The organism is Kordiimonas sp. SCSIO 12603, assembly GCF_024398035.1.
GTDB lineage: Bacteria > Pseudomonadota > Alphaproteobacteria > Sphingomonadales > Kordiimonadaceae > Kordiimonas.
Genome location: NZ_CP073748.1, coordinates 3,744,653 through 3,765,123, shown reverse-complemented (window position 1 = coordinate 3,765,123; position 20,471 = coordinate 3,744,653). Strand labels below are relative to the sequence as shown.

The 20,471-nt window shown below is 47.1% G+C and carries 20 protein-coding genes; 14 read left to right on the top strand and 6 right to left on the bottom strand.

The features are described from left to right. Positions 1 to 28 precede the first annotated feature (28 nt). The 10 genes from trmB to KFE96_RS17665 all read left to right on the top strand — a co-directional run bounded on the left by trmB (position 29) and on the right by KFE96_RS17665 (position 12,137). Positions 29 to 751, top strand: coding sequence for a tRNA (guanosine(46)-N7)-methyltransferase TrmB (trmB, locus tag KFE96_RS17710; protein WP_255833871.1), 723 nt, complete (start codon positions 29 to 31; stop codon positions 749 to 751). 274 nt (positions 752 to 1,025) lie between these two features. Next, positions 1,026 to 1,532 carry a ribosome maturation factor RimP gene (gene rimP, locus KFE96_RS17705; RefSeq protein ID WP_255833870.1) on the top strand — a complete coding sequence of 169 codons (507 nt, stop codon included), beginning with the start codon at positions 1,026 to 1,028 and terminating at the stop codon, positions 1,530 to 1,532. 57 nt (positions 1,533 to 1,589) lie between these two features. Then, a complete protein-coding gene (gene nusA, locus KFE96_RS17700; RefSeq protein WP_255833869.1) occupies positions 1,590 to 3,218 on the top strand; it encodes a transcription termination factor NusA in 1,629 nt (542 codons plus the stop codon). Between the two features lie 39 nt (positions 3,219 to 3,257). Next, positions 3,258 to 3,941, top strand: coding sequence for a DUF448 domain-containing protein (locus tag KFE96_RS17695; RefSeq protein ID WP_255833868.1), 684 nt, complete (start codon positions 3,258 to 3,260; stop codon positions 3,939 to 3,941). A 1-nt stretch (position 3,942) separates the two neighbouring features. Next, positions 3,943 to 6,624, top strand: coding sequence for a translation initiation factor IF-2 (gene infB / locus KFE96_RS17690; protein ID WP_255833866.1), 2,682 nt, complete (start codon positions 3,943 to 3,945; stop codon positions 6,622 to 6,624). 40 nt (positions 6,625 to 6,664) lie between these two features. Then, positions 6,665 to 7,087 carry a 30S ribosome-binding factor RbfA gene (rbfA, locus tag KFE96_RS17685; protein WP_247017574.1) on the top strand — a complete coding sequence of 141 codons (423 nt, stop codon included), beginning with the start codon at positions 6,665 to 6,667 and terminating at the stop codon, positions 7,085 to 7,087. Positions 7,088 to 7,096: 9 nt separating this feature from the next. Next, the gene (gene truB / locus KFE96_RS17680; RefSeq protein WP_255833865.1) at positions 7,097 to 7,999 is read left to right on the top strand and encodes a tRNA pseudouridine(55) synthase TruB; all 903 of its coding nucleotides are present in this window, start codon (positions 7,097 to 7,099) and stop codon (positions 7,997 to 7,999) included. Positions 8,000 to 8,021: 22 nt separating this feature from the next. Next, entirely contained in the window at positions 8,022 to 8,291 is a 270-nt protein-coding gene (rpsO, locus tag KFE96_RS17675) for a 30S ribosomal protein S15 (protein ID WP_247017570.1), read from the top strand. A gap of 193 nt (positions 8,292 to 8,484) precedes the next feature. Continuing rightward, positions 8,485 to 10,659, top strand: coding sequence for a polyribonucleotide nucleotidyltransferase (gene pnp, locus KFE96_RS17670; protein ID WP_255833864.1), 2,175 nt, complete (start codon positions 8,485 to 8,487; stop codon positions 10,657 to 10,659). Between the two features lie 83 nt (positions 10,660 to 10,742). Further along, positions 10,743 to 12,137 (top strand): nitronate monooxygenase family protein, encoded by a 1,395-nt coding sequence (locus tag KFE96_RS17665; protein ID WP_255833863.1) that lies wholly within the window; start codon positions 10,743 to 10,745, stop codon positions 12,135 to 12,137. Positions 12,138 to 12,186: 49 nt separating this feature from the next. Here the strand turns inward: KFE96_RS17665 and KFE96_RS17660 are convergent, their stop codons facing one another. After that, positions 12,187 to 12,561 carry a DUF4440 domain-containing protein gene (locus tag KFE96_RS17660; RefSeq protein WP_255833862.1) on the bottom strand — a complete coding sequence of 125 codons (375 nt, stop codon included), beginning with the start codon at positions 12,559 to 12,561 and terminating at the stop codon, positions 12,187 to 12,189. 184 nt (positions 12,562 to 12,745) lie between these two features. On the opposite strand from KFE96_RS17660, the gene KFE96_RS17655 reads away from it, so the two are divergent. Next, a complete protein-coding gene (locus KFE96_RS17655) occupies positions 12,746 to 13,315 on the top strand; it encodes a hypothetical protein (protein WP_255833861.1) in 570 nt (189 codons plus the stop codon). Here KFE96_RS17655 and KFE96_RS17650 read toward each other — a convergent pair. The 5 genes from KFE96_RS17650 to KFE96_RS17630 form a co-directional block, all read right to left on the bottom strand. After that, on the bottom strand, positions 13,312 to 13,833 hold the full coding sequence (locus KFE96_RS17650) for a GNAT family N-acetyltransferase (RefSeq protein ID WP_255833860.1): 522 nt from the start codon (positions 13,831 to 13,833) through the stop codon (positions 13,312 to 13,314). The genes KFE96_RS17655 and KFE96_RS17650 overlap by 4 nt on opposite strands. Further along, the gene (locus tag KFE96_RS17645; RefSeq protein ID WP_255833859.1) at positions 13,830 to 14,291 is read right to left on the bottom strand and encodes a GNAT family N-acetyltransferase; all 462 of its coding nucleotides are present in this window, start codon (positions 14,289 to 14,291) and stop codon (positions 13,830 to 13,832) included. The genes KFE96_RS17650 and KFE96_RS17645 overlap by 4 nt, the downstream gene beginning before the upstream one ends. After that, on the bottom strand, positions 14,281 to 14,754 hold the full coding sequence (locus tag KFE96_RS17640; protein WP_255833858.1) for a GNAT family N-acetyltransferase: 474 nt from the start codon (positions 14,752 to 14,754) through the stop codon (positions 14,281 to 14,283). The genes KFE96_RS17645 and KFE96_RS17640 overlap by 11 nt, the downstream gene beginning before the upstream one ends. Continuing rightward, positions 14,755 to 15,708 (bottom strand): helix-turn-helix domain-containing GNAT family N-acetyltransferase, encoded by a 954-nt coding sequence (locus KFE96_RS17635; RefSeq protein ID WP_255833857.1) that lies wholly within the window; start codon positions 15,706 to 15,708, stop codon positions 14,755 to 14,757. A gap of 124 nt (positions 15,709 to 15,832) precedes the next feature. Then, complete coding sequence (locus tag KFE96_RS17630; RefSeq protein WP_255833856.1) at positions 15,833 to 16,327, bottom strand: SH3 domain-containing protein; 495 nt, start codon at positions 16,325 to 16,327, stop codon at positions 15,833 to 15,835. 113 nt (positions 16,328 to 16,440) lie between these two features. Between KFE96_RS17630 and KFE96_RS17625 the strand changes: the two genes are divergently transcribed. The 3 genes from KFE96_RS17625 (at position 16,441) to KFE96_RS17615 (ending at position 20,456) form a co-directional block, all read left to right on the top strand. Beyond that, a complete protein-coding gene (locus KFE96_RS17625) occupies positions 16,441 to 17,433 on the top strand; it encodes a D-glycerate dehydrogenase (protein ID WP_255833855.1) in 993 nt (330 codons plus the stop codon). A 69-nt stretch (positions 17,434 to 17,502) separates the two neighbouring features. Further along, positions 17,503 to 19,305: a translation elongation factor 4 gene (lepA, locus tag KFE96_RS17620; protein WP_255833854.1), complete on the top strand. Its 1,803-nt coding sequence runs from the start codon at positions 17,503 to 17,505 to the stop codon at positions 19,303 to 19,305. Positions 19,306 to 19,622: 317 nt separating this feature from the next. Continuing rightward, positions 19,623 to 20,456: a hypothetical protein gene (locus KFE96_RS17615; protein WP_255833853.1), complete on the top strand. Its 834-nt coding sequence runs from the start codon at positions 19,623 to 19,625 to the stop codon at positions 20,454 to 20,456. The last annotated feature ends 15 nt before the right edge of the window (positions 20,457 to 20,471 follow it).

Sequence of the window (20,471 nt, the reverse complement as noted above, 5' to 3'; positions counted from 1 at the left end):
GCGGCTAACTTCGGTTATAGGGGCGCTCATGAACGATACAGCCGATACAAAAAAAGAATTCCTCCCGCCAACACAGCGCTTTTTTGGGCGCCGTAAAGGGCCTTCTCTGTCTGACCGTAAGCAAGGCCTGATGGATGGCCTTCTGCCGCGTATCAGTGTGCAAATCCCTGAAGGGGATGATGAGCAGATTGATCTGGAAGCTTTGTTTGGCGCAAAGAAGGCAGAGGTTTGGTTGGAAATCGGTTTCGGTAAAGGTGAGCATATGGCCTGGCAGGGTCAACATAACCCTGACAAAGGTATGATCGGTTGCGAACCTTATTTAAATGGTGTTGCAGGCCTGCTTACGCAGATTGAAGAGCAGGGAATCGATAATATCCGTGTTTATGGTGATGATGCGCGTCATGTGCTTTGGAAATTGCCAGATGCGAGTGTTGATCGAGTTTTCCTGATTCACCCAGATCCGTGGCCGAAGAAGCGTCACGCACGCCGCCGTTTTATGAACCCAGATAATCTCAATGAAATTGCTCGTGTACTTAAGGATGGTGGTGAGTTCCGGGTGGGGACAGATCATCCTATCTACCGTGAATGGACAGCACTACAGATGTCTGCCCGCGAAGATTTCGAGTGGCAAGCCAAAGAACCATCGGATTGGCTTATTCGTCCTGATGACTGGCCTGAGACTCGGTATGAAGTAAAGGCCCTTGAAGGGCATGCAACATACTTCCGTTTCACGCGTTTGCCCCGTAAATAGAAGTTCCTCTCTTTTCTCTATACCGATTCGAAAAATAAAGAATCTATGTTGAATCCTGTGCTTTAGCTAAAAAGCGCAGGATTGCGTGCTTTTTGCCCTTGCCCCCGGGGTGTCTTGGGGGTATATAGGGGCCACTTCTCCTAGAGTATTGGTTAATTATTCAAGGGGTGAGCCTAGGCTCACAGCCACGATAACCTATATCTAAGGCGCAGTTTGTAGCAGTTTTGGCGCCGTAGATGAGTTGAGTTTGGAGAAGAAGGAAAGGACAAGCTTGGTGAGCGAAGCCGCAGATAAAATTTCTGATATCATTGAGGCGACTGTAGAGTCGCTTGGCTTTGAGTTGATTCGCGTAACATATGGCGGTGGTCGTAAGCCGACCCTGCAGATTATGGCGGAACGGCCTGACGGCACAATGAATGTTGATGACTGTGCGACGCTATCGCGGGAAATCTCCCTCCTGTTGGATGTGGAAGACCCGCTGCCTGAAGAGTATCTGCTTGAAGTATCTTCTCCTGGAATTGATCGTCCGCTCACACGCGTGAAAGATTTTGAGCGTTGGATCGGATTTGATGCCAAGATTGAGCTTAATGAACAGCTTGATGGACGCCGTCGTTTCAGAGGAAAGATGTTGAAGTTTGATGGTGAAACCATCTCCATCTCTACAGATGAGGGTGATTTTGATCTGGCTTATGCAGATGTTTCAAAAGCCAAGCTGTTATTAACTGATGAACTGCTTGAAGCGGTGCAAAAGAATGCGCCGGATCAAGCTGCCAATGAGTAAAGTTACGCCGATTGGTTAACTTTCAGGGGCTTGTCCCCTAGCAATGGAGTGAAGTCGATGGCATCTGCTGTCAGTGCAAACCGTCTTGAGCTACTGCAAATCGCAGATCTGGTAGCGCGCGAGAAATCTATCGATAAAGATATCGTTCTCGAAGCTATGGAAGAAGCTATCCAGAAAGCTGCCCGTTCCAAATATGGCGCGGAAAACGAAATCAGAGCACAGATTGATAAGAATAACGGTGATATCCGTTTGTTCCGTGTGCTTGAAGTTGTTGAAGAAGTTGAAGAGCCAGCGGTTCAAATCAGCGTTGAAGATGCGCGCGAAGATAAGCCAGACGCTGTCGTGGGTGACTTCCTTGCATCAAGCCTTCCTCCAATGGATTTTGGCCGTATCGCAGCGCAAACTGCAAAGCAGGTTATTGTTCAGAAAGTACGTGATGCTGAGCGTGAGCGTCAGTATAACGAATACAAAGACCGCGTTGGTGAAGTGATCACGGGTCTTGTAAAACGTGTTGAATATGGCAACGTGATTGTCGATCTGGGTCGTGCGGAAGCAATTATGCGCCGTGATCAAGTGATCCCGCGTGAGCATATTCGCCAGAATGAACGTATCCGTGGTTTCATTTATGAAGTACGCCGTGAAAACCGTGGTCCGCAAATCTTCATGTCTCGTACGAAGCCTGAATATATGGGCGCTCTTTTCGCTCAGGAAGTGCCAGAGATTTATGATAATATTATCGAGATCCGTTCTGTAGCGCGTGATCCTGGTAGCCGTGCGAAAATCGCAGTTCTATCAAATGATAATTCAATTGATCCTGTTGGTGCATGTGTTGGTATGCGCGGTAGCCGTGTGCAGGCTGTTGTAAATGAACTGCAGGGCGAGAAGATCGATATTATTCCTTGGTCACCTGATGTGGCTTCTTTCATCGTGAATGCGCTTCAGCCCGCTGAAGTTGCAAAGGTAGTGATGGACGAAGAAAGCAACCGTGTTGAAGTTGTGGTTCCTGATGATCAGCTGTCTCTGGCAATCGGTCGTCGTGGTCAGAACGTTCGTCTTGCATCACAGCTTACAGGCTGGACGATTGATATCATGACGGAAGCTGAAGAAAGCGAACGCCGTCAGGAAGAATTCATGTCTCAGAGTAAAGCATTTGTTGCTGCTCTTGATGTTGATGAAACACTTGCGCATCTTCTCGTTGCTGAAGGTTTCACTGAGCTTGAAGAAATTGCTTATGTTGAGCCTGAAGAGCTTCTTTCTGTTGAAGGTCTGGAAGAGGAACTCGTTGTTGAGCTTCAGCGCCGTGCAAATGATCATCTTGAAGCGGCCGCTCGTGAAGCTGAAGCTAAGCGTGTCGAGCTTGGTGTAGCTGATGAGCTAGCGGATGTTGAAGGCTTGACACCTCAGATGCTTGTAGCTCTTGGCGAAGATGAAGTGAAAACGCTTGAAGATTTCGCTGGCTGTGCCGCGGATGAGCTAACAAGCAAGGAAGATGGTATTCTGAAAGCCTTCTCTCTGACGCAGGACGAAGCTAGTGATATGATCATGGCTACACGTGTTGCTCTTGGCTGGATTACAGCTGAAGAAGCTTTTGGTGGTGTAGAAGAAGACACTGCTGAAGAGGCTGAGGAAGCGGAAGGTGAAGAAACTACTGAGGTTGAAGCTGTAGCTGAAGAAGCAGAAGCTTAATCACAGAATAGGTGCACTGAATTTGTTGGAAGGCGTATAATGCCAGAAAATGAAAAGCCTGACACAAGCGCAAAGTCGCGCAGGAAAAATGGGCGTCGGTGCATTTTAACAAACGAAACCGAACCAACGGAAAATTTGGTTCGGTTGGTCGAGGGACCAGATGGAACTTTGGTACCTGATCTGGCAGAGCGCTTGCCAGGACGTGGTATCTGGGTTTCAGCAGATGGGCCCAAGCTGCGTGAAGCGGTTGAAAACGGTCAGCTCCATAAAGCTGCATGCAGATCTTTGAAAGCCAAACTTTTGAAGAATGCGGTTCAGGGTGATCTTGCTGATTTGATTGATCGTTTACTGGTTCGACGAGTACTTGACCGATTAAACCTTGAACGCCGGGCAGGCAATTTGGTTACAGGCTTTGATAAAATCAAGGCAGCTATGACCAAAGCGGGTAAAGGAAAAGCTGGCATAAAGCCTGCGGTTCTGGTAACTGCCTCTGACAGCGGCGATGATGGGCGAAAAAAGATAAAAGCAGCTGTAGGCGATGTGCCTGAAGTTGCAGTGTTTGACCGGGATGCGCTATCTGATGCGCTGGGTCGTGATAATGTAGTGCACGGACTTTTGTTTGAAAGTGGCGGTGCCGAGAAGTTTATGGCTGATGTCAGCCGTTTGTTAAGTATGCGAGGCCTCGCCCCGCTGACTTGTGAAGCGCAAGGGAACGAAGAATAGTATGAGCGACGATAAGAAATTAACCCTGTCCGGCAAAACCCTTGGTGTAAGCAAAGGGGTTGAAACGGGCCAGGTTCGTCAAAACTTCAGTCAGGGACGCGGCAAGGCGGTAGTTGTTGAGCGCAAGAAAAAGCGTGTACTAACAAAAGGCGGCGCGCCAGAACAACCAGCAAAACCAGCAGGCCAAAAGCCAGCGGGTGGTGGTCAGAAGCCGGGTGGCAATAAGCCAAGAAAGCCTCGTGGTTATTCCCCAAAGAAACCGCAAAATGATGGCCGTGTTCTATCAAGCACTGAGCAGGAAGCTCGTGTTCGTGCGCTAGAGATGGCGAAGAAACGCGCTGAGGAGCAGGCTAAAGAAAAAGCTGCAATTGAAGCACGGCGTGCTGTGGAAGAAGCTGAACGCAAGAAGCGCGAAGCGGCTGAGAAAGCTACACGTGATGCTGAAACTGCTGCTGCAGAAAAGGCTGCTGCTGACGCGAAGAAGAAAGCAGAAGCTGCTGCTGCCGAAAAAGCTGCTGCAGAAGCAGAGAAGAAAAAAGCTGATAATGCTGCAGCAAAAGAAAAAGCCGCTGTAGACGCGAAGAAAAAAGCGTCTCTTGCAGCGCGTGCTGTACAGCTGAAGAAAGCAAATGAAGCGCGTCAAACACCTGCTGCTGGCGGTGCAACCGATGCCAATAAAGAAGATACACGCCGGGCAGCTAAGCCTAAGCGTAAGGACGTTAAAAAAGGTAACAACCAAAACGATCGTAACCAACGTGGTGCTCGCGGTCGTGGCGGTGATGATCGCCGCAAAGGCCGTCTGACAATTTCAAGTGCTACAGGTGATAGTGAGCGTCAACGTTCACTAGCGTCATACAAGCGTGCGCAGGCTAAGAAACGTGCTGCTGAAATGGGTGGACGTCAGCAACAGCAAGAACGCCAGAGCCGCGAAATTACAATTCCTGAAGGTATTACTGTACAGGAACTTGCTCAGCGTATGGCTGAAAAAGGCGTTGCAGTAATCAAGGTTCTTATGGGCCTTGGTATCATGGCAACGATCAATGAGGTTCTTGATCAGGATACAGCACAGCTTGTTGTGGAAGAGTTTGGTCATACTGCAAAACGTGTAAGCGAAGCAGATGTTGAAATCGGCCTCTTTGGTGAAGAAGATAAAGACGAGGACTTGATCTCTCGTGCGCCGATCGTGACAGTAATGGGTCACGTTGACCACGGTAAAACATCACTTCTCGATGCTCTTCGCAAAGCGAATGTGGTTTCGGGTGAAGCAGGTGGTATCACACAGCACATTGGTGCTTATCAGGTGAAAACAGATGGTGGTGACCTTCTGACATTCCTTGATACACCAGGTCACGCAGCCTTCACTGAAATGCGTGCACGTGGTGCCTCTGTAACAGATATCGTAATTCTGGTTGTGGCTGCTGACGATAGCGTTATGCCGCAGACTATTGAGGCGATTAACCACTCCAAAGCCGCTGGCGTCCCGATGATTGTAGCGATCAACAAAATGGACCGCGAAGGTGCTAACCCAGATAAAGTTCGTCAGGAACTGCTTCAGTATGAAGTAGTAACTGAAAGCTTCTCTGGTGATACACAGGAAGTGGAAGTTTCTGCGCTTAAAGGCACTGGCCTTGATAAGCTTAAAGAAGCGATCGCGCTTCAAGCTGAAATCCTTGAACTGAAAGCCAACCCGAACCGTGCTGCTGAAGGTGTGGTTGTGGAAGCGAAGCTTGATAAAGGCCGCGGCCCTGTTGCAACGGTTCTTGTTCAGCGTGGTACTCTGAAGGTTGGTGATATCTTTGTTGCTGGCGCTGAGTGGGGTAAAGTTCGTGCCCTTATCAATGATAAAGGCCAGCAGGTTAAAGAAGCAGGTCCTTCACAGCCGGTTGAGGTTCTTGGTTCAAATGCAACACCAGGTGCTGGTGATGACTTTGCGGTTGTTGATAGTGAAGCGCGTGCTCGTGAAATTACTGAATATCGCCAAGATCAACAACGTAAGAAGCGCCAAGCTGCTCTTGCTGCTCCGAAGACGCTTGAAAGCATCTTTACTCAGCTTAAAGAGAGCGATGGTAAGCAGGTGTTTGATGTTGTTGTGAAAGGTGACGTACAGGGTTCTGTTGAAGCTATTCAGCAATCTCTTGTGAAAGCTGGTAACGATGAAATCGAATGTCGTGTTATCCACGGTGCTGTAGGTGGTATTACTGAGACAGATATCGGTCTTGCTCAGGCGTCGAACGCACTTGTAATTGGCTTTAATGTTCGTCCAAGTACTCAGGCTCGTAAGCAGGCTGAAGAAGACGGCATTACCATCAAATACTACAACATTATCTATGATCTCATTGATGATGTGAAAGCAGCGATGGCTGGCCAGCTTGGTCCAGAGTATAAAGAGAACGTTGTTGGTCGTGCGAACATTCAGGAAGCCTTCCAGGCTGGTAAAGCCGGTAAGGCAGCTGGTTGTATGGTTACTGAAGGTAACATTCGCAACGATCTTAAGGCCCGTATCCTCCGTGATGATGTGATCATTTACGAAGGTCAGATTGAAAACCTACGCCGCTTCAAGGATGACGTGAAGAAGGTTGAATCTGGTCAGGAATGTGGTCTGACATTTGAAAACTATCATGACTTCAAAGCTGGTGATGTTCTTGAAGTTTACGAGCTAGAGGAAATCGCACGTATCCTTTAAGGGGCGTGCGGCCTTCTGGCTGCTTACTTAGGTAAAAGTTATGTCCAAGTCACGGTTTGATGGGGATGGTTCCCCAAGCCTGCGGCTATTGCGCGTGGGCGAAAATGTACGCCATGCGATCTCAAGCATTCTTGCACGCGGTGATGTGCAGGACCCTGATCTAGAGACTGCCTCTGTAACTGTTTCTGAAGTTCGGATTAGCCCTGATCTTCGGAATGCTACGGTTTTTGTTATGCCGTTAGGCGGCGATGAAGATGGCAAGGTAACCAAAGCACTGAACAAAAATAGTGCGTTCATCCGAGGCCAGATGAGCAAGGTTGTGCATATGAAATATATGCCGCGCCTTAAGTTCAAGCTTGATGAAAGCTTCGATGAAGCAAGCCATATTGATGCGATCCTCCGCGACCCTCGTGTTCAGCAGGATATCAAAACTCTGGCTGACGTATCGGACGACGAAGAATAGGGCACTTCCTTGGCGAGAAAACGCAAAGGCAACAAGATTGATGGCTGGCTGATCATTGATAAACCGCTTGGTATCTCAAGTGCAAAGGTGGTTGGCGCTGTTAAGTTCCATACAAAAGCACAAAAGGTAGGCCACGGCGGTACGCTAGATCCGCTAGCCTCAGGTATTTTGCCAATTGGTCTTGGTGAGGCAACCAAGACCATGCCTTATATTGTGGACGCTTCAAAAGAATATGCCTTTACGGTTCAGTGGGGAACTGCCACCGATTCGGATGACAAAGAAGGCGAAGTGATAGAAACTGGCGGTCGAACGCCTTCAAAAGAAGAAGTAGAAAATCTTCTGCCTCAGTTTACTGGTTCTATTGAGCAGGTTCCGCCCGCATACAGTGCCATCAAGGTAGACGGTCAGCGAGCTTATAAACTTGCACGTGATGGTGAAAAGGTGGAGCTCAAAGCCAGAACCGTTGAAATTCAATCACTTAAGTTAACTGATTTTGATGAAAAGGCTAATGAAGCCAGTTTTCACGTAACATGCGGTAAGGGTACATATGTGCGTTCGCTTGGACGCGATATCGCCAAAGCACTTGGTACATGTGCCCATATCACCGTTCTCCGCAGGCTGCGTGTTGGCCCCTTTACTCTCAACAAAGCGATTTCGCTGGAAAAGCTTGAGGAGTTGGGCCATAGTGCGCGCGCTGTGGAAGCACTTCTTCCTGTAACGACTGCACTAGACGACATCCCGGTGCTAGCCGTTACGGAAACGGAGGCTCAAGAGATCAGATTTGGTCGGAGTTTCCAAACTTCCAAAGCTAAGCGGGATGGCACTTATGTGCTGATGGTCGGTGATACGCCTTTGGCGATTGCTGAAGCCAGTGACGAACTTGTTCGTCCCCTGCGGGTCTTCAATATGTAACTTTATTTTTAGGAGAAGATCGATGTCGATTGCAGCTGATGTTAAAGAACAGCTTATTAAAGAATATGCAGTGAAAGAAGGCGATACAGGTTCCCCAGAGGTTCAGGTTGCTATTCTAACTTCACGTATCACTACGCTGACAGAGCACTTCAAAGATCACAAGAAAGATAACCACTCTCGTCGTGGTCTGATCAAGATGGTTAACCAGCGTCGTAAGCTTCTTGATTACTTGAAGGGCAAAGACCAGGAGCGCTACAAGTCGCTTATTTCTCGTCTAGGTCTCCGTAAGTAAGAATTTAGCGAAGGCCGGTTCATTTGGACCGGCCTTTTCTTTTTCAGGTGGGTTGCCTGAAAGTAAAACGCATACCTTGCCCGGCAATGGGGCCGTGTGAGGTTATATTTTTAGCGGGGTATGCCCAAGGGGGTATGCCGGGAACCATACGGTTGGGTAAGTATTTTTCCGGTGGTTCCGCGAAAGGAAAAAAATGTTCGATATTTATCGTAAAGAAATTGAGTGGGGTGGTCGTACTCTGGTTCTCGAAACTGGCCACATTGCGAGACAAGCAAGCGGTGCTGTAATGGCAACATATGGTGATACAACAGTGATGTGTACTGTTGTTGGTGCCAAATCAGTAAAGCCGGGTCAGGACTTTTTCCCGCTTACTGTTAACTACACAGAAAAATACTATTCTGCGGGTAAAATTCCTGGTGGTTTCTTTAAGCGTGAAGGTCGTCCAACAGAGAAAGAAACTCTTGTTAGCCGTCTGATCGACCGCCCAATCCGTCCACTATTTCCAGGCGGATTTAAAAACGAAGTGCAGGTTATCTGTACAGTTGTAAGCCACGATCTTGAAAACGATAGCGATATCGTTGCAATGATTGGTGCCTCTGCTGCTCTTTGCCTATCAGGTCTGCCGTTCATGGGGCCAATCGCTGGTGCGAAAGTTGGCTATAAAGATGGCGAGTACATCCTGAACCCATCACTTGAAGGTGTTAAGGAAAGCGATCTTGAACTTGTTGTTGCGGGTACATCAGATGCTGTTCTTATGGTGGAATCAGAAGCAAAAGAACTTTCTGAAGATGTAATGCTTGGTGCTGTTGAGTTCGGTCATAACGCATGTAAGCCAGTGATTGATGCTATCATTGATCTTGCTGAGCAAGCTGCGAAAGACCCATGGGAACTTGCAGAAGGTCCAGATACATCAGCTCTTAAAGCGAAAATTGCTGAAGTTGCTGAAGCTGATCTACGTGCTGCTTATGAAATTATTTCTAAGCAGGACCGCGTCGCGAAAATCAACGAAGTGAAAGCTGCAATTGCTGAAGCTGTAGCTCCGGTACTTGAAGAAAACGAAGAGCTTACAGAGCAGATGGTGGGTGATCTCACTAAGAAGCTTGAAAGCGCTATCGTTCGCGGCAACATCCTTGAAACTAAGAAACGTATCGATGGTCGTGGTCTTGATGATGTGCGTGATATCCGCGCTGAAGCAGGTATTCTGCCACGTACACACGGTTCTGCACTGTTTACACGCGGTGAAACTCAGGGTCTTGTTGTAGCGACACTTGGTACAGGCGAAGATGAGCAGATCATTGATGGTCTTGAAGGTTCATACCGTTCAAACTTCATGCTGCACTATAACTTCCCTCCATTCTCTGTTGGTGAATGTGGCCGTGTTGGTTTCACAGGTCGCCGCGAGGTTGGTCATGGTAAGCTTGCATGGCGCGCTGTGAACGCAGTTCTGCCAACAGCTGAAGAATTCCCATACACAATCCGCATTGTTTCAGAGATTACTGAATCAAACGGTTCGTCTTCTATGGCGTCTGTATGTGGTGCATCTCTATCCATGATGGATGCTGGTGTTCCAATCACACGTCCAGTTTCTGGTATTGCTATGGGCTTGATTAAAGAAGGCGATGATTTCGCTGTTCTTTCTGATATTCTTGGCGATGAAGATCACCTTGGTGACATGGACTTTAAAGTAGCTGGTACATCTGAAGGTATCACTGCACTGCAGATGGATATCAAGATTACTGGTATCACAAAAGAGATCATGGAAGTTGCGCTTGAGCAGGCTGGTCGTGGTCGTGCCTATATCCTTGATGAGATGAACAAAGGTCTTGCTGACGCTCGTACAGAGCTTTCTGAGCATGCTCCTCGCATTGAAACAATGAAGATCCCTGTGGACAAAATCCGCGAAGTGATCGGTACAGGTGGTAAAGTGATCCGTGAGATCGTGGAAACTACTGGTGCGAAGGTTAACATCGAAGACGACGGTACAATCAAGATCGCATCTTCTGTTGCTTCACAGATTGAAGCAGCGAAAGACTGGATCATCGGTATCGTTGCTGAGCCAGAAGTTGGCACAATCTACAAAGGTAAAGTTGTTCGTATTATGGACTTCGGTGCGTTTGTTAACTTCATGGGTAGCCGTGATGGTCTGGTTCACATTTCAGAGCTTGTTGAAGAGCGCGTTGAAAATGTGACTGACGTTGTGAAAGAAGGCGACGAAGTTTACGTGAAGTGTCTTGAGATTGATGGCCGCGGTAAGGTTCGTCTGTCTATGCGTGTTGTTGATCAGGAAACTGGTGAAGAAGATCCTGATGCACGCCCTGCTAAAGCTGCTCCGCAGAAAAAGCGTGGCCAACGTAAAGACCGCGATTAATTTCCGATAAAAAATGTTATACTGGTGCAGAATTTCCTGCGCCAGCTACTCCTGCGAGGGGCAGGGGAACTTGGGAGAGTTTAATGAGTTTTAGCCTTAATTCGATCCGTATGGGTGGTAAAGAGGTGTTGCCACTTATCGAAGGTGGTAAAGGCGTTGCCATTTCAACTGGGGCAAGCAGTGGTCCTTGGGCTGCAGCTGGTGGAATTGGTACTATTTCTGCTGTTATCGCAGATAGCTATGATGAACACGGTAATATCATCCCGCATGATTACATGGGTAAAAGCCGCCGTGATCGCCATAATGAGATGATTGATTTTTCTATTAAGGGCACCATTGATCAGGTGCGTAAAGCTTGGGAAATTTCAAAAGGCGAAGGCCATATCAATATTAATATGCTTTGGGAACTAGGCGGCGCGCAGAAAATTCTGCATGGCGTTCTGGAAAAAACCAAAGGCATGATCCACGGGGTTACCTGTGGTGCGGGTATGCCGTTTAAGCTGGCGGAACTGGCTTCAAAATACGGTGTGCATTATTATCCAATCGTATCTTCAGGCCGTGCTTTTAACCTGTTGTGGCGCCGTGCGTATAAAAACGCGGCTGACCTTCTGGGCGGTGTTGTTTACGAAGACCCTTGGCGTGCAGGTGGCCATAATGGCCTTTCAAACGCAGAAGACCCAACAAAGCCGGGCGATCCGTACCCACGGGTATTAGAGTTACGTAAAATCATGCGCAAGCTTGGCCTGGACCATGTGCCGATCATTATGGCGGGTGGTGTTTGGAACCTGAAAGAATGGAAAGACTGGATCGATAACAAAGAGCTTGGTCCGATTGTTTTCCAATTTGGTACGCGCCCACTTCTTACAAAAGAAAGCCCGATTTCTGAGCGCTGGAAGAAGAAGCTTCTTGAACTGAAATCAGGCGATGTTCTTTTGCAGAATTTTAGCCCGACAGGCTTTTTCTCAAGCGCAATTAAGAACAGCTTCCTTGGTGAGCTTGTTGGCCGTAGTGACCGTCAGGTAGACTTCCGCACCGAGCAAGATGAAGAGTTCAACACCGAAGTAATGGTTGCTCGTAAGAAATATATCGTACGCGGTGAAGATGCAGCGAAAATTGAAAACTGGGTAGCGGCTGGTTACGACCAGGCGATGAAAACACCTGATGATACGCTCTTGTTTGTGGATGCTGATAAGGCAACTGAAATCCGTAAGGACCAAAAAGACTGTGTTGGTTGTTTGAGCCAGTGCCGTTTTTCTAGCTGGGCGGATAATGAGAAGAATTCAACAGGCCGACTTGCTGACCCGCGTAGCTTCTGTATTCAGAAAACACTCGAAGACGTGGCTCATGATGGTAACATCGAAAAGAACCTTCTTTTCGCAGGTCATAATGCTTTCCGTTTTGGTTCTGATCCATTCTACTCGAACGGGTTTGTGCCGTCAGTGAAGCAGTTGGTTGACCGTATCATGACAGGCGATTAAGCCTTCAGAACATGTTTTAGAGAAGCCCGGTTGGATAACCGGGCTTTTTTTATGGGCGCAAGGTTCCCTGATGAAAAAGGATCTGCCAATCGCCGTTTATCCGTGACCATATGGAGCTTCTAAGAGACCCTTTTCTCGCGGTATCATCTGTTAGTGTGCGCGGCGGAATCAAATAAGTGACATGCACGGTTTTTTCATCAATAGATACCGCCTGAAAATCTTCTAACTCATAGTCTGTAAAGCTGGTTTCAGTAGCCAGTAGGTCCATGATCTCAGCTTTACTGAAAATGCGACCAGAAGAACCGAACTCTTTGAAGTTATCTGACAAAATATTTTGCAGAAAATTTTTATCTGTCCGGCAGGTGGATTTTGCTAGTTTTTTCTCTAGCGTATAAAGAGCTTTTTTCTCGGATTCATTGATCATGTAACTAACTGATGTTATTATGTTCTTAGGTCTCACGCTTGCATGTAAGTGGCTTGAATCACTTTCTTATTTCCTAGTTAACCTTAATAATCACTCTTCAACTAGTTAAAATTCTAAGGAATTGGAGAAAGTTTCTAAAGATTATGCCGCTACACTTAATCTGCGTGATTGGAAAGTGGTTTAAATGTCGTATGAAGAGTTGAATGCGCTTGTTGCAGTTTCTTCCCCAGAACTATCAGCAGGTGTTTGTGAATTCTTAATTTCTAAAGGTATCAAGCGTGTGCGTACAGCTGACTGTATGCATGAAGCGATTGATTATATGTTGAAGACAGAGATTTCCCTCTTTGTCATAGATGGTCAGCTACTAGCGACACATGAAGATCTTCGTAAGTTGATAGTTGGTGTAGACTTCGCTCGTTTCATACGTATGTGTGAAGGGCCAATGGCTGAGGCTCATGTGATCTTTTTCCGGTCCAGCACTGATGAGATGGACTTGATTGAAGCGAATAATGAAATAATGGAAGCCCGGCAGGCCGGTGTAACTTGTATCCTGCCACAGCCCTTTAATGCTGAACGATTTGAAACTATCGCAGAGCCGTTCATACTGCACCCGCAGCCTTTCGTCCGATCTGCAGATTATACAGGTCCTAGCAGGCGCATTGTTGATGTACCTGTTTCGGTGGAACGTAGAAGCGGCAAAAACAATCCTGGGCCTGCTAACGATGATGACAGTGATGAACTGAGCTTTGGCTAGCCAAGCTCTCTGTGCATCACGAATGAAGCAGCATGCTCTTGCCCGACAATGAGGCTTGGACCATCAGCCATAATCTTGAAATTATGTTTGGCGTAAAAGCGTTGTGCACGAATATTTTTTTGTGCCACGAGCAGCCAATGTAGTTTCATATCTCTGTTTGTTTCTTCCAGTTTTTTCAAGAATGTTGCTGCCAACCCTGTACCGTGGGCTGAGGGCATCAGATAAAGCTTATCAATTTCAAAGGCAGGAGTATCCGGCTCTAGTAAGCTCGGCTTATCATGAAACACAAAAACACCTTCCAGATCATGTTCCCGTTTAGCTAACCACACAGATGTAATCGGAGTAGAAAGCCAACTGTCCACTTTTGCTTCCGTATAATTGAGATCAAAATATTCTTCGATATCTGCGGGTTGGTACCGGTCGGGGTAGGCCGCTCTGAAGCTTTCTTTCAGAAGCGTAACAATAGCTTGTGTATCGTTATCTGTAGCTTGGAACAAAGTATAAGGCTTGGTGGTCATAAGGCCCGTTTCATATAAACAACGTCATCTTCTGGGTTGAAGTTATAAGGGGCTGTTTCTTCAAAGCCGAGCTTTTTATAGAGATTAACAGCTGCTTCCAGACGCCTCAGGCTATCAAGCAGCATGGTACTGTAGCCCTCATTTTTAGCTTCTGTAAGCAGCACGTCGCAAAGTGCACGTCCTGCGCCTGTTCCTTGCGCCTCAGGTAAAACATAAAGGCGCTTCATCTCGCACACATCATCGCTGTGTCTCTTGAGCGCTACCGCGCCTAGCGGTTTATCATCCATCTTTGCCAGAAGAAGAAATTCATAAATCTTTGGGAACTCTGCCATCTCGCTATCAATCCCCTGAAATCCAAGATCGATAGGCAGGAAAGCAACAAACGCTTCGAATATCCGTTTAACAGCAGCGGTATCTTCGGCGGTTTCAGCCCGTGCGATAGTTACTTTATTTTTCATGATCGCCACGCCATTCCATATAACAGTTGGTGCAAAGATATTCACCGCCGTTTGGGTGTTCACCCATTTCAAAGCCCAGTTTTTTATAGAGTGCGACGGCCGCAGTTAGTATGGTGTTGCTTTCAAGGAATAAGGTTTTGCCACCTACTGTTTTGAAACGTTCAATCACAGCTTCACCAAGTAAGCGGCCGTAACCTTTCCCTTTGCCTTGGTCCGTTACGCCCATCTTTGTCAGTTCGTAAACACCATCACCATGATTTTTCATGCCAACGGTGCCAATAACTTCATCGCCTTCCAGCACAAAGAAAACTTCACCGCCATTTTTCAGCAATACTTCCTCAGGCTTGGTCAGCATCTCTGTATGCTGAGGTTCAACGGTAAAGTCCTTAGATAGCCACGCCATGGTGATGTCATAGAAAGCTTTTTTGTATTTCGGGTCATAGGAAATAATACGGCCAGTCATCTATGCATCCTCTCGCCATTCCATATAATAGTTTGCCCGTTCATAAGGGCTTTCAAAAGGGCTCGGCAGCTCGACAAATCCGATACGTTTATAGATACGGATTGCAGGTTCAAGAAGCGTGTTGGTTTCAAGGAATAGTTTGCTACCAGCACGTGCCTGAAAACGCTCAATTACTTTGTTACATAAGGCTGTACCAACACCGCCTTTATGAAGGGTTGGGTCAACCGCCAGTTTGGTAAGTTCAAAAACACCGTCGCCCGTTGGTTTCATCGCCACGCAGCCGATAGCCTTGCCTTTATCAACAGCGAAAAATATCTCCCCGCCTTTACTGAGAATATATTCTTCAGGCTGCGAGAGCACCTTTTCGTCTATTGGTTCCACCACGAAATATTTCTTCAACCATGCAACATTGAAATCATAGAAAGCTTGTTTGTAGTTGGCGCTGTAGGGTTCAATGGAAAAGCTTACATCATTGGTATCTGCGGCGAGTTTTTCTTTGGCCCGATCATAAAGGCTTTTCTGGTTATAAACTTCTTCAGTACGGCAGATGGCGTCAAGGAGACTGATGTTTGCTTCCTCCATTACATCTTTCATACTGGCCTCTAAAGCTTGCCAATAAGGGCGCAAATCATCAGCAAGTTGTTTGCCTCTTGCGGAAAGTGCTACGAGCTTTTGACGCCCGTCTGAGGTGGCATCAGTTTCTACTAAATCTTCAGCAATCAGTTTCTTCACTGTTTGGCTAACAGCAGAATGGCTAAAGCCTGCAAGCTTCGCGATATCTGCGATAGGCATCGCACCGCGCAGTGCAAGCGCATATATCACATAGAAGTAACTCACACGGAAATTAAGCCCGGCTTCTTCATAAAGCTTATCAGCGTCTGCCGACATAGCCTCATAAAGCCGCCTGATACGGGTGCCAATCCCAAGCTCCAGATAAATTTCTTCCTGTGACATATACGCAAACTCCTCACTGTCAGGTAGGATAAGAAATTATATAAGTACTTACATAAATTATTCAAGAAAGAAATTGCAGGCCATTATTTGAATAAATCTTGTGAACCTAATAGGGGGGGAAGGCTTAATTAATCACTTCGCGGCTATATACGCCCCACAGGTGATGACGTTCAATCCAGCCTTTCGTACCTTCGATTTCCAGTTGGCACCAATCATCCGCACATTCAATGATGTGACCGATTACACCCTCCTCAGCTGTAATAGCGAGTTGGGAATTCGTGTCTTTGCTGCGAAATAGTGATTTGGTGCCCCCCATCATCATTGCGGTACGACGCCCTACTAAAAGTGCAAGATGTATCCATCCTGTGGAGCCTTCATGGTCTCTGACCTTCCGCCATGGGCCTTTCTCGTCTATAACTTCAAGCGGTAGGTATTTGCGTTTGTATACCCACATGATGGGATACTGGCGGCCCGGACCAGTGCGCATGTTAGCTTCTGTTGCATTCATGGAAACAAACCGCGGCAATGGATTTCCGCTTGCGCCCACATTCTGGGCAAGACTGGTTCCTGTTATTGAAAAGGCGCATAAACACACCACAAGTATAACAAAATGCCTCATAACCGCGATTCCCCCTCGCTTGGCGTTTGAAACAAGCGCTCCCTTCTGGTACAGAAGCCTTAAGTCTGTGCTCGAGCGCTTTTCTCGCTCGACAGAAAAGGTTATTTTGCATCATGAGTCAAACAGGAAACCGTATTCGGCCTAAGGTAATTGTAACGCGCAAGCTGCCAGACAGCATTGAAACGCGGATGGCTGAACTATTTGATGTAACGCTGAATTTGGCAGATAAGCCCTTAGCGGAAGAGCAGCTTAAAGCCGCTGTTGCTGAAGCGGATGTGCTTGTGCCAACCGTAACTGATTCTATCAGTGCAGAGGTTTTGGCCGCGGCTGGTGACCAATTGAAACTGATAGCTAACTTTGGCGCTGGCGTGGACCATATTGATATGGCGGCTGCCAAAGAAAAAGGGATCGCGGTTACAAACACACCGGGCGTACTCACCGAAGATACGGCTGATCTTACTATGGCGCTTCTCTTGTCAGTACCGCGCCGCATTTTTGAAGGTGAAAAAATTCTTCGTGCTGGCGAGTGGAGTGGCTGGACACCAACATTCCTTATGGGCCACCGTATTCAAGGTAAACGCCTTGGTATTATTGGTATGGGCCGTATTGGTCAGGCGGTGGCAAGGCGCGCTAAAGCCTTTAATATGGCTGTTCATTATCATAAGCGTTCACGCTTGCCTGAACAGATCGAAGGTGAGCTTGAAGCGACATACTGGGAAGACTTAGATGAGATGCTGAGCCGTATGGATTTCATCTCCATCAACTGCCCGCTTACAGATGAAACGTTCCGTCTTCTTAATCGCGCACGCCTTAAGAAGCTGCAGCCACATGCGATTGTGATTAATACTGCTCGTGGTGAAGTGGTGGATGAGGAAGCGCTCGCTGATCTTATTGAAGTGGGCCGAATTGCTGGTGCTGGCCTTGATGTGTTTGAGGAAGAACCAACCATTAATCCAAAGCTACTAGAGCTTGAAAATGTAGTGCTGCTGCCGCATATGGGTTCTGCTACAATAGAGGCACGGGTTGCAATGGGTGAAAAAGTGCTTATTAACATCCGGGCATTTGCCGATAAGCACCGTTTGCCGGACCGGGTTATCCCAGATTAAGCGTTAGCCTGAATAATACAGCGCGGTATTTGCCGCAGTTAAAAACAAGAAAAGTAATAAGTAACGGCCATGACCGAATTAAAGAACATTCGCAACTTCTCAATTGTTGCGCACATTGACCACGGAAAATCCACACTTGCTGACCGCTTGATCCAGCACACAGGTGCTCTTGAAGATCGCGAAATGAAGCAGCAGGTGCTTGATTCCATGGATATTGAGCGCGAGCGGGGTATTACGATTAAGGCGCAAACAGTGCGCCTTGAATACCGTGCGAAAGATGGTGAGATATATGTTCTGAACCTGATGGACACGCCGGGCCACGTGGATTTTGCCTATGAGGTAAGCCGATGCCTTTCTGCCTGTGAAGGCTCGCTTCTTGTAGTGGATGCCAGCCAGGGCGTGGAAGCGCAAACGTTGGCGAACGTATATCAGGCGATTGAAAATGATCATGATATCGTTCCAGTTCTCAATAAAATCGACCTGCCAGCGGCTGAGCCTGAGCGGGTGCGTACTCAGATTGAAGATGTGATTGGTATTGATGCCTCTGAAGCTATCGAATGTTCTGCGAAATCGGGCATTGGTATTGAAGAAGTTCTGGACGGTATCGTTGAGCGCTTGCCAGCGCCAGAAGGTGACCCGGATGCACCGCTTAAAGCCATGCTGGTGGATAGCTGGTACGATAGTTATCTGGGCGTGATGGTTCTTGTGCGTGTGATCGACGGCACCATCAAAAAAGGCCAGACCATTAAAATGCTCGCAGCTGATAGTGAGCATAAAATTGACCGCGTTGGCGTGTTCACACCAAAGGGTGTGATGGTGCCGGAACTGGGGCCGGGTGAAGTTGGCTTTATTACAGCGTCTATCAAAGAAGTGGCTGACACTCACGTAGGTGACACGATCACTGATATTAAAGTGCCGTGTGAGGAAGCATTGCCAGGCTTCCAGCCAAGCCGTTCTGTAGTATTCTGTGGCCTGTTCCCTGCCGATACGTCTGAATATGAAGCGCTTAAGGAAGCGCTGGCGAAATTGCGCTTGAATGATGCCAGCTTTGAATTTGAAACCGAAAGCTCTACAGCGCTTGGTTTTGGTTTCCGCTGTGGTTTCCTTGGAATGCTGCACCTTGAGATTATTCAGGAACGTATCAACCGTGAGTTTGATATTGAGCTTATCACCACAAGCCCAAGCGTGATCTATCATATCTATATGAAGAACGGTGAACGGGTAGAGCTGCATAACCCGGCTGATATGCCTGATGTGACCAAGATTGACCGTATTGAAGAACCGTGGATTGACGCAACAATCCTTGTGCCGGATGAGCATCTGGGCACAGTTCTGAAGCTTTGTGAAGACAAGCGCGGTATTCAGGAAGACCTTACTTACGTTGGTGCTCGTGCAATGCTTAAGTATAAGCTGCCGCTCAACGAAGTGGTTTATGACTTCTATGACCGCCTTAAATCTGTAAGCCGTGGTTACGCAAGTTTCGATTATGAGCTTCGCGGTTATGAAGAATCAGATCTTGTGAAAATGTCTATCCTTGTGAACGCTGAGCCAGTGGACGCGCTTTCCATGCTTGTGCACCGCACGCAGGCAGATAGCCGTGGCCGTGCGCTTTGTGAACGCCTAAAGGATTTGATCCCGCGCCAGCTGTTTAAAATTCCTATTCAGGCAGCGATTGGCGGTAAGGTTATTGCCCGTGAAACCATTTCCGCTATGCGTAAAGATGTAACAGCGAAATGTTATGGCGGTGATATTACCCGTAAGAAAAAGCTTCTTGAGAAACAGAAGAAGGGTAAAGCCAAGATGCGTATGTATGGTAAGGTGGAAATACCGCACAGTGCATTTATTGCTGCCTTGAAGATGAGAGAAAATTAAAGATTGAATCGGATCAATTTTCTCAAGTTAAACATTCCGCCTATTTCAAATAGGCGGGATTTTTTTATGCTTTTTGGAGAGATTTTCTAAAAACAAGGCATAGAATATATTTTTTTAACGTGTTGTTAACATAAGTTTGAGAACCTAATACTGCTGATACAGCCTAATAGCTCCCTTGATCTGACTGTGTCGCGCGGAACCGCATGTCCTCCCCCGAATGCGGTTCCGTTTTTTTATGCTTCTTCCAAACTCGAATAATGATTGCATTGTTGACCGGTATGTTTTTCAATAGGCATAGGTAACAAGCGGGTAATATTATGCGAAATCTGCTGCGAATATTTATACTTACAGGTTTTCTATCAGTTGGTTTTTCATCTGCTCAAGCACAGAGCGGCTTGAACGAGACCGATCCAAGGCAAATGTCGCTTGACCTTTATGCTGGTATTAACCGCGAGGTGTTGCCGGAAAGCCTTGCTCTACAGCTACGTGATATTATTCAATTGTTTCGTTACCGTTGCACCCGTGTAACTGATTATCAGGTATTTCAGCAGCGTCCCAATCTGATTGACTTAAAAGTAAAATGCTCCGGAGACCCGTTGTATGGCGTGACTGTGGCCTCTAATGGGTTTGTTAGTGTTTTCGGCGGTAACGGTATATTATCAGGTTTTGATCGGCGTGATGGTCTTATTCTCAGCTTCCGAGTGGAGGGAGAGACAACGGATTCTAGTTTAACTGTGGATCAAGCGTTTGATGAAACTGTGAACCGGATCGAAATGGGAGATGAGTTTGATTACATCTATCTGTTAAGCACTTTTATGATGATTGTAGCTTTTGGGATTATCGTGGTTGTTGTTTGGCTGAAGATGTACAGATTTAAGCAAGGCAGGAAACCTCGCCAACGCCATAAGCCGATGCAGAAACATAGGGTACGTTTATCTAGTAAAGTGAAAGATCAGCTGATTGAAGAGTCTACTGAAGTTGCCAAATACGTGCATCGCCACCCTTCAGGTGTTTATCTTGCTGTTGGTAAAACAGGGAAGCGTAGATTGTTTCAGTCTAGATTGTGGGCGGTACTATATGCCCGCCTGGGTATGAAACTGTTTGAAACTTCAATTGAAGAAGCTGCCGCTGAAGAAGAGCCTGCAAGCTAATATATTAACGCCTTC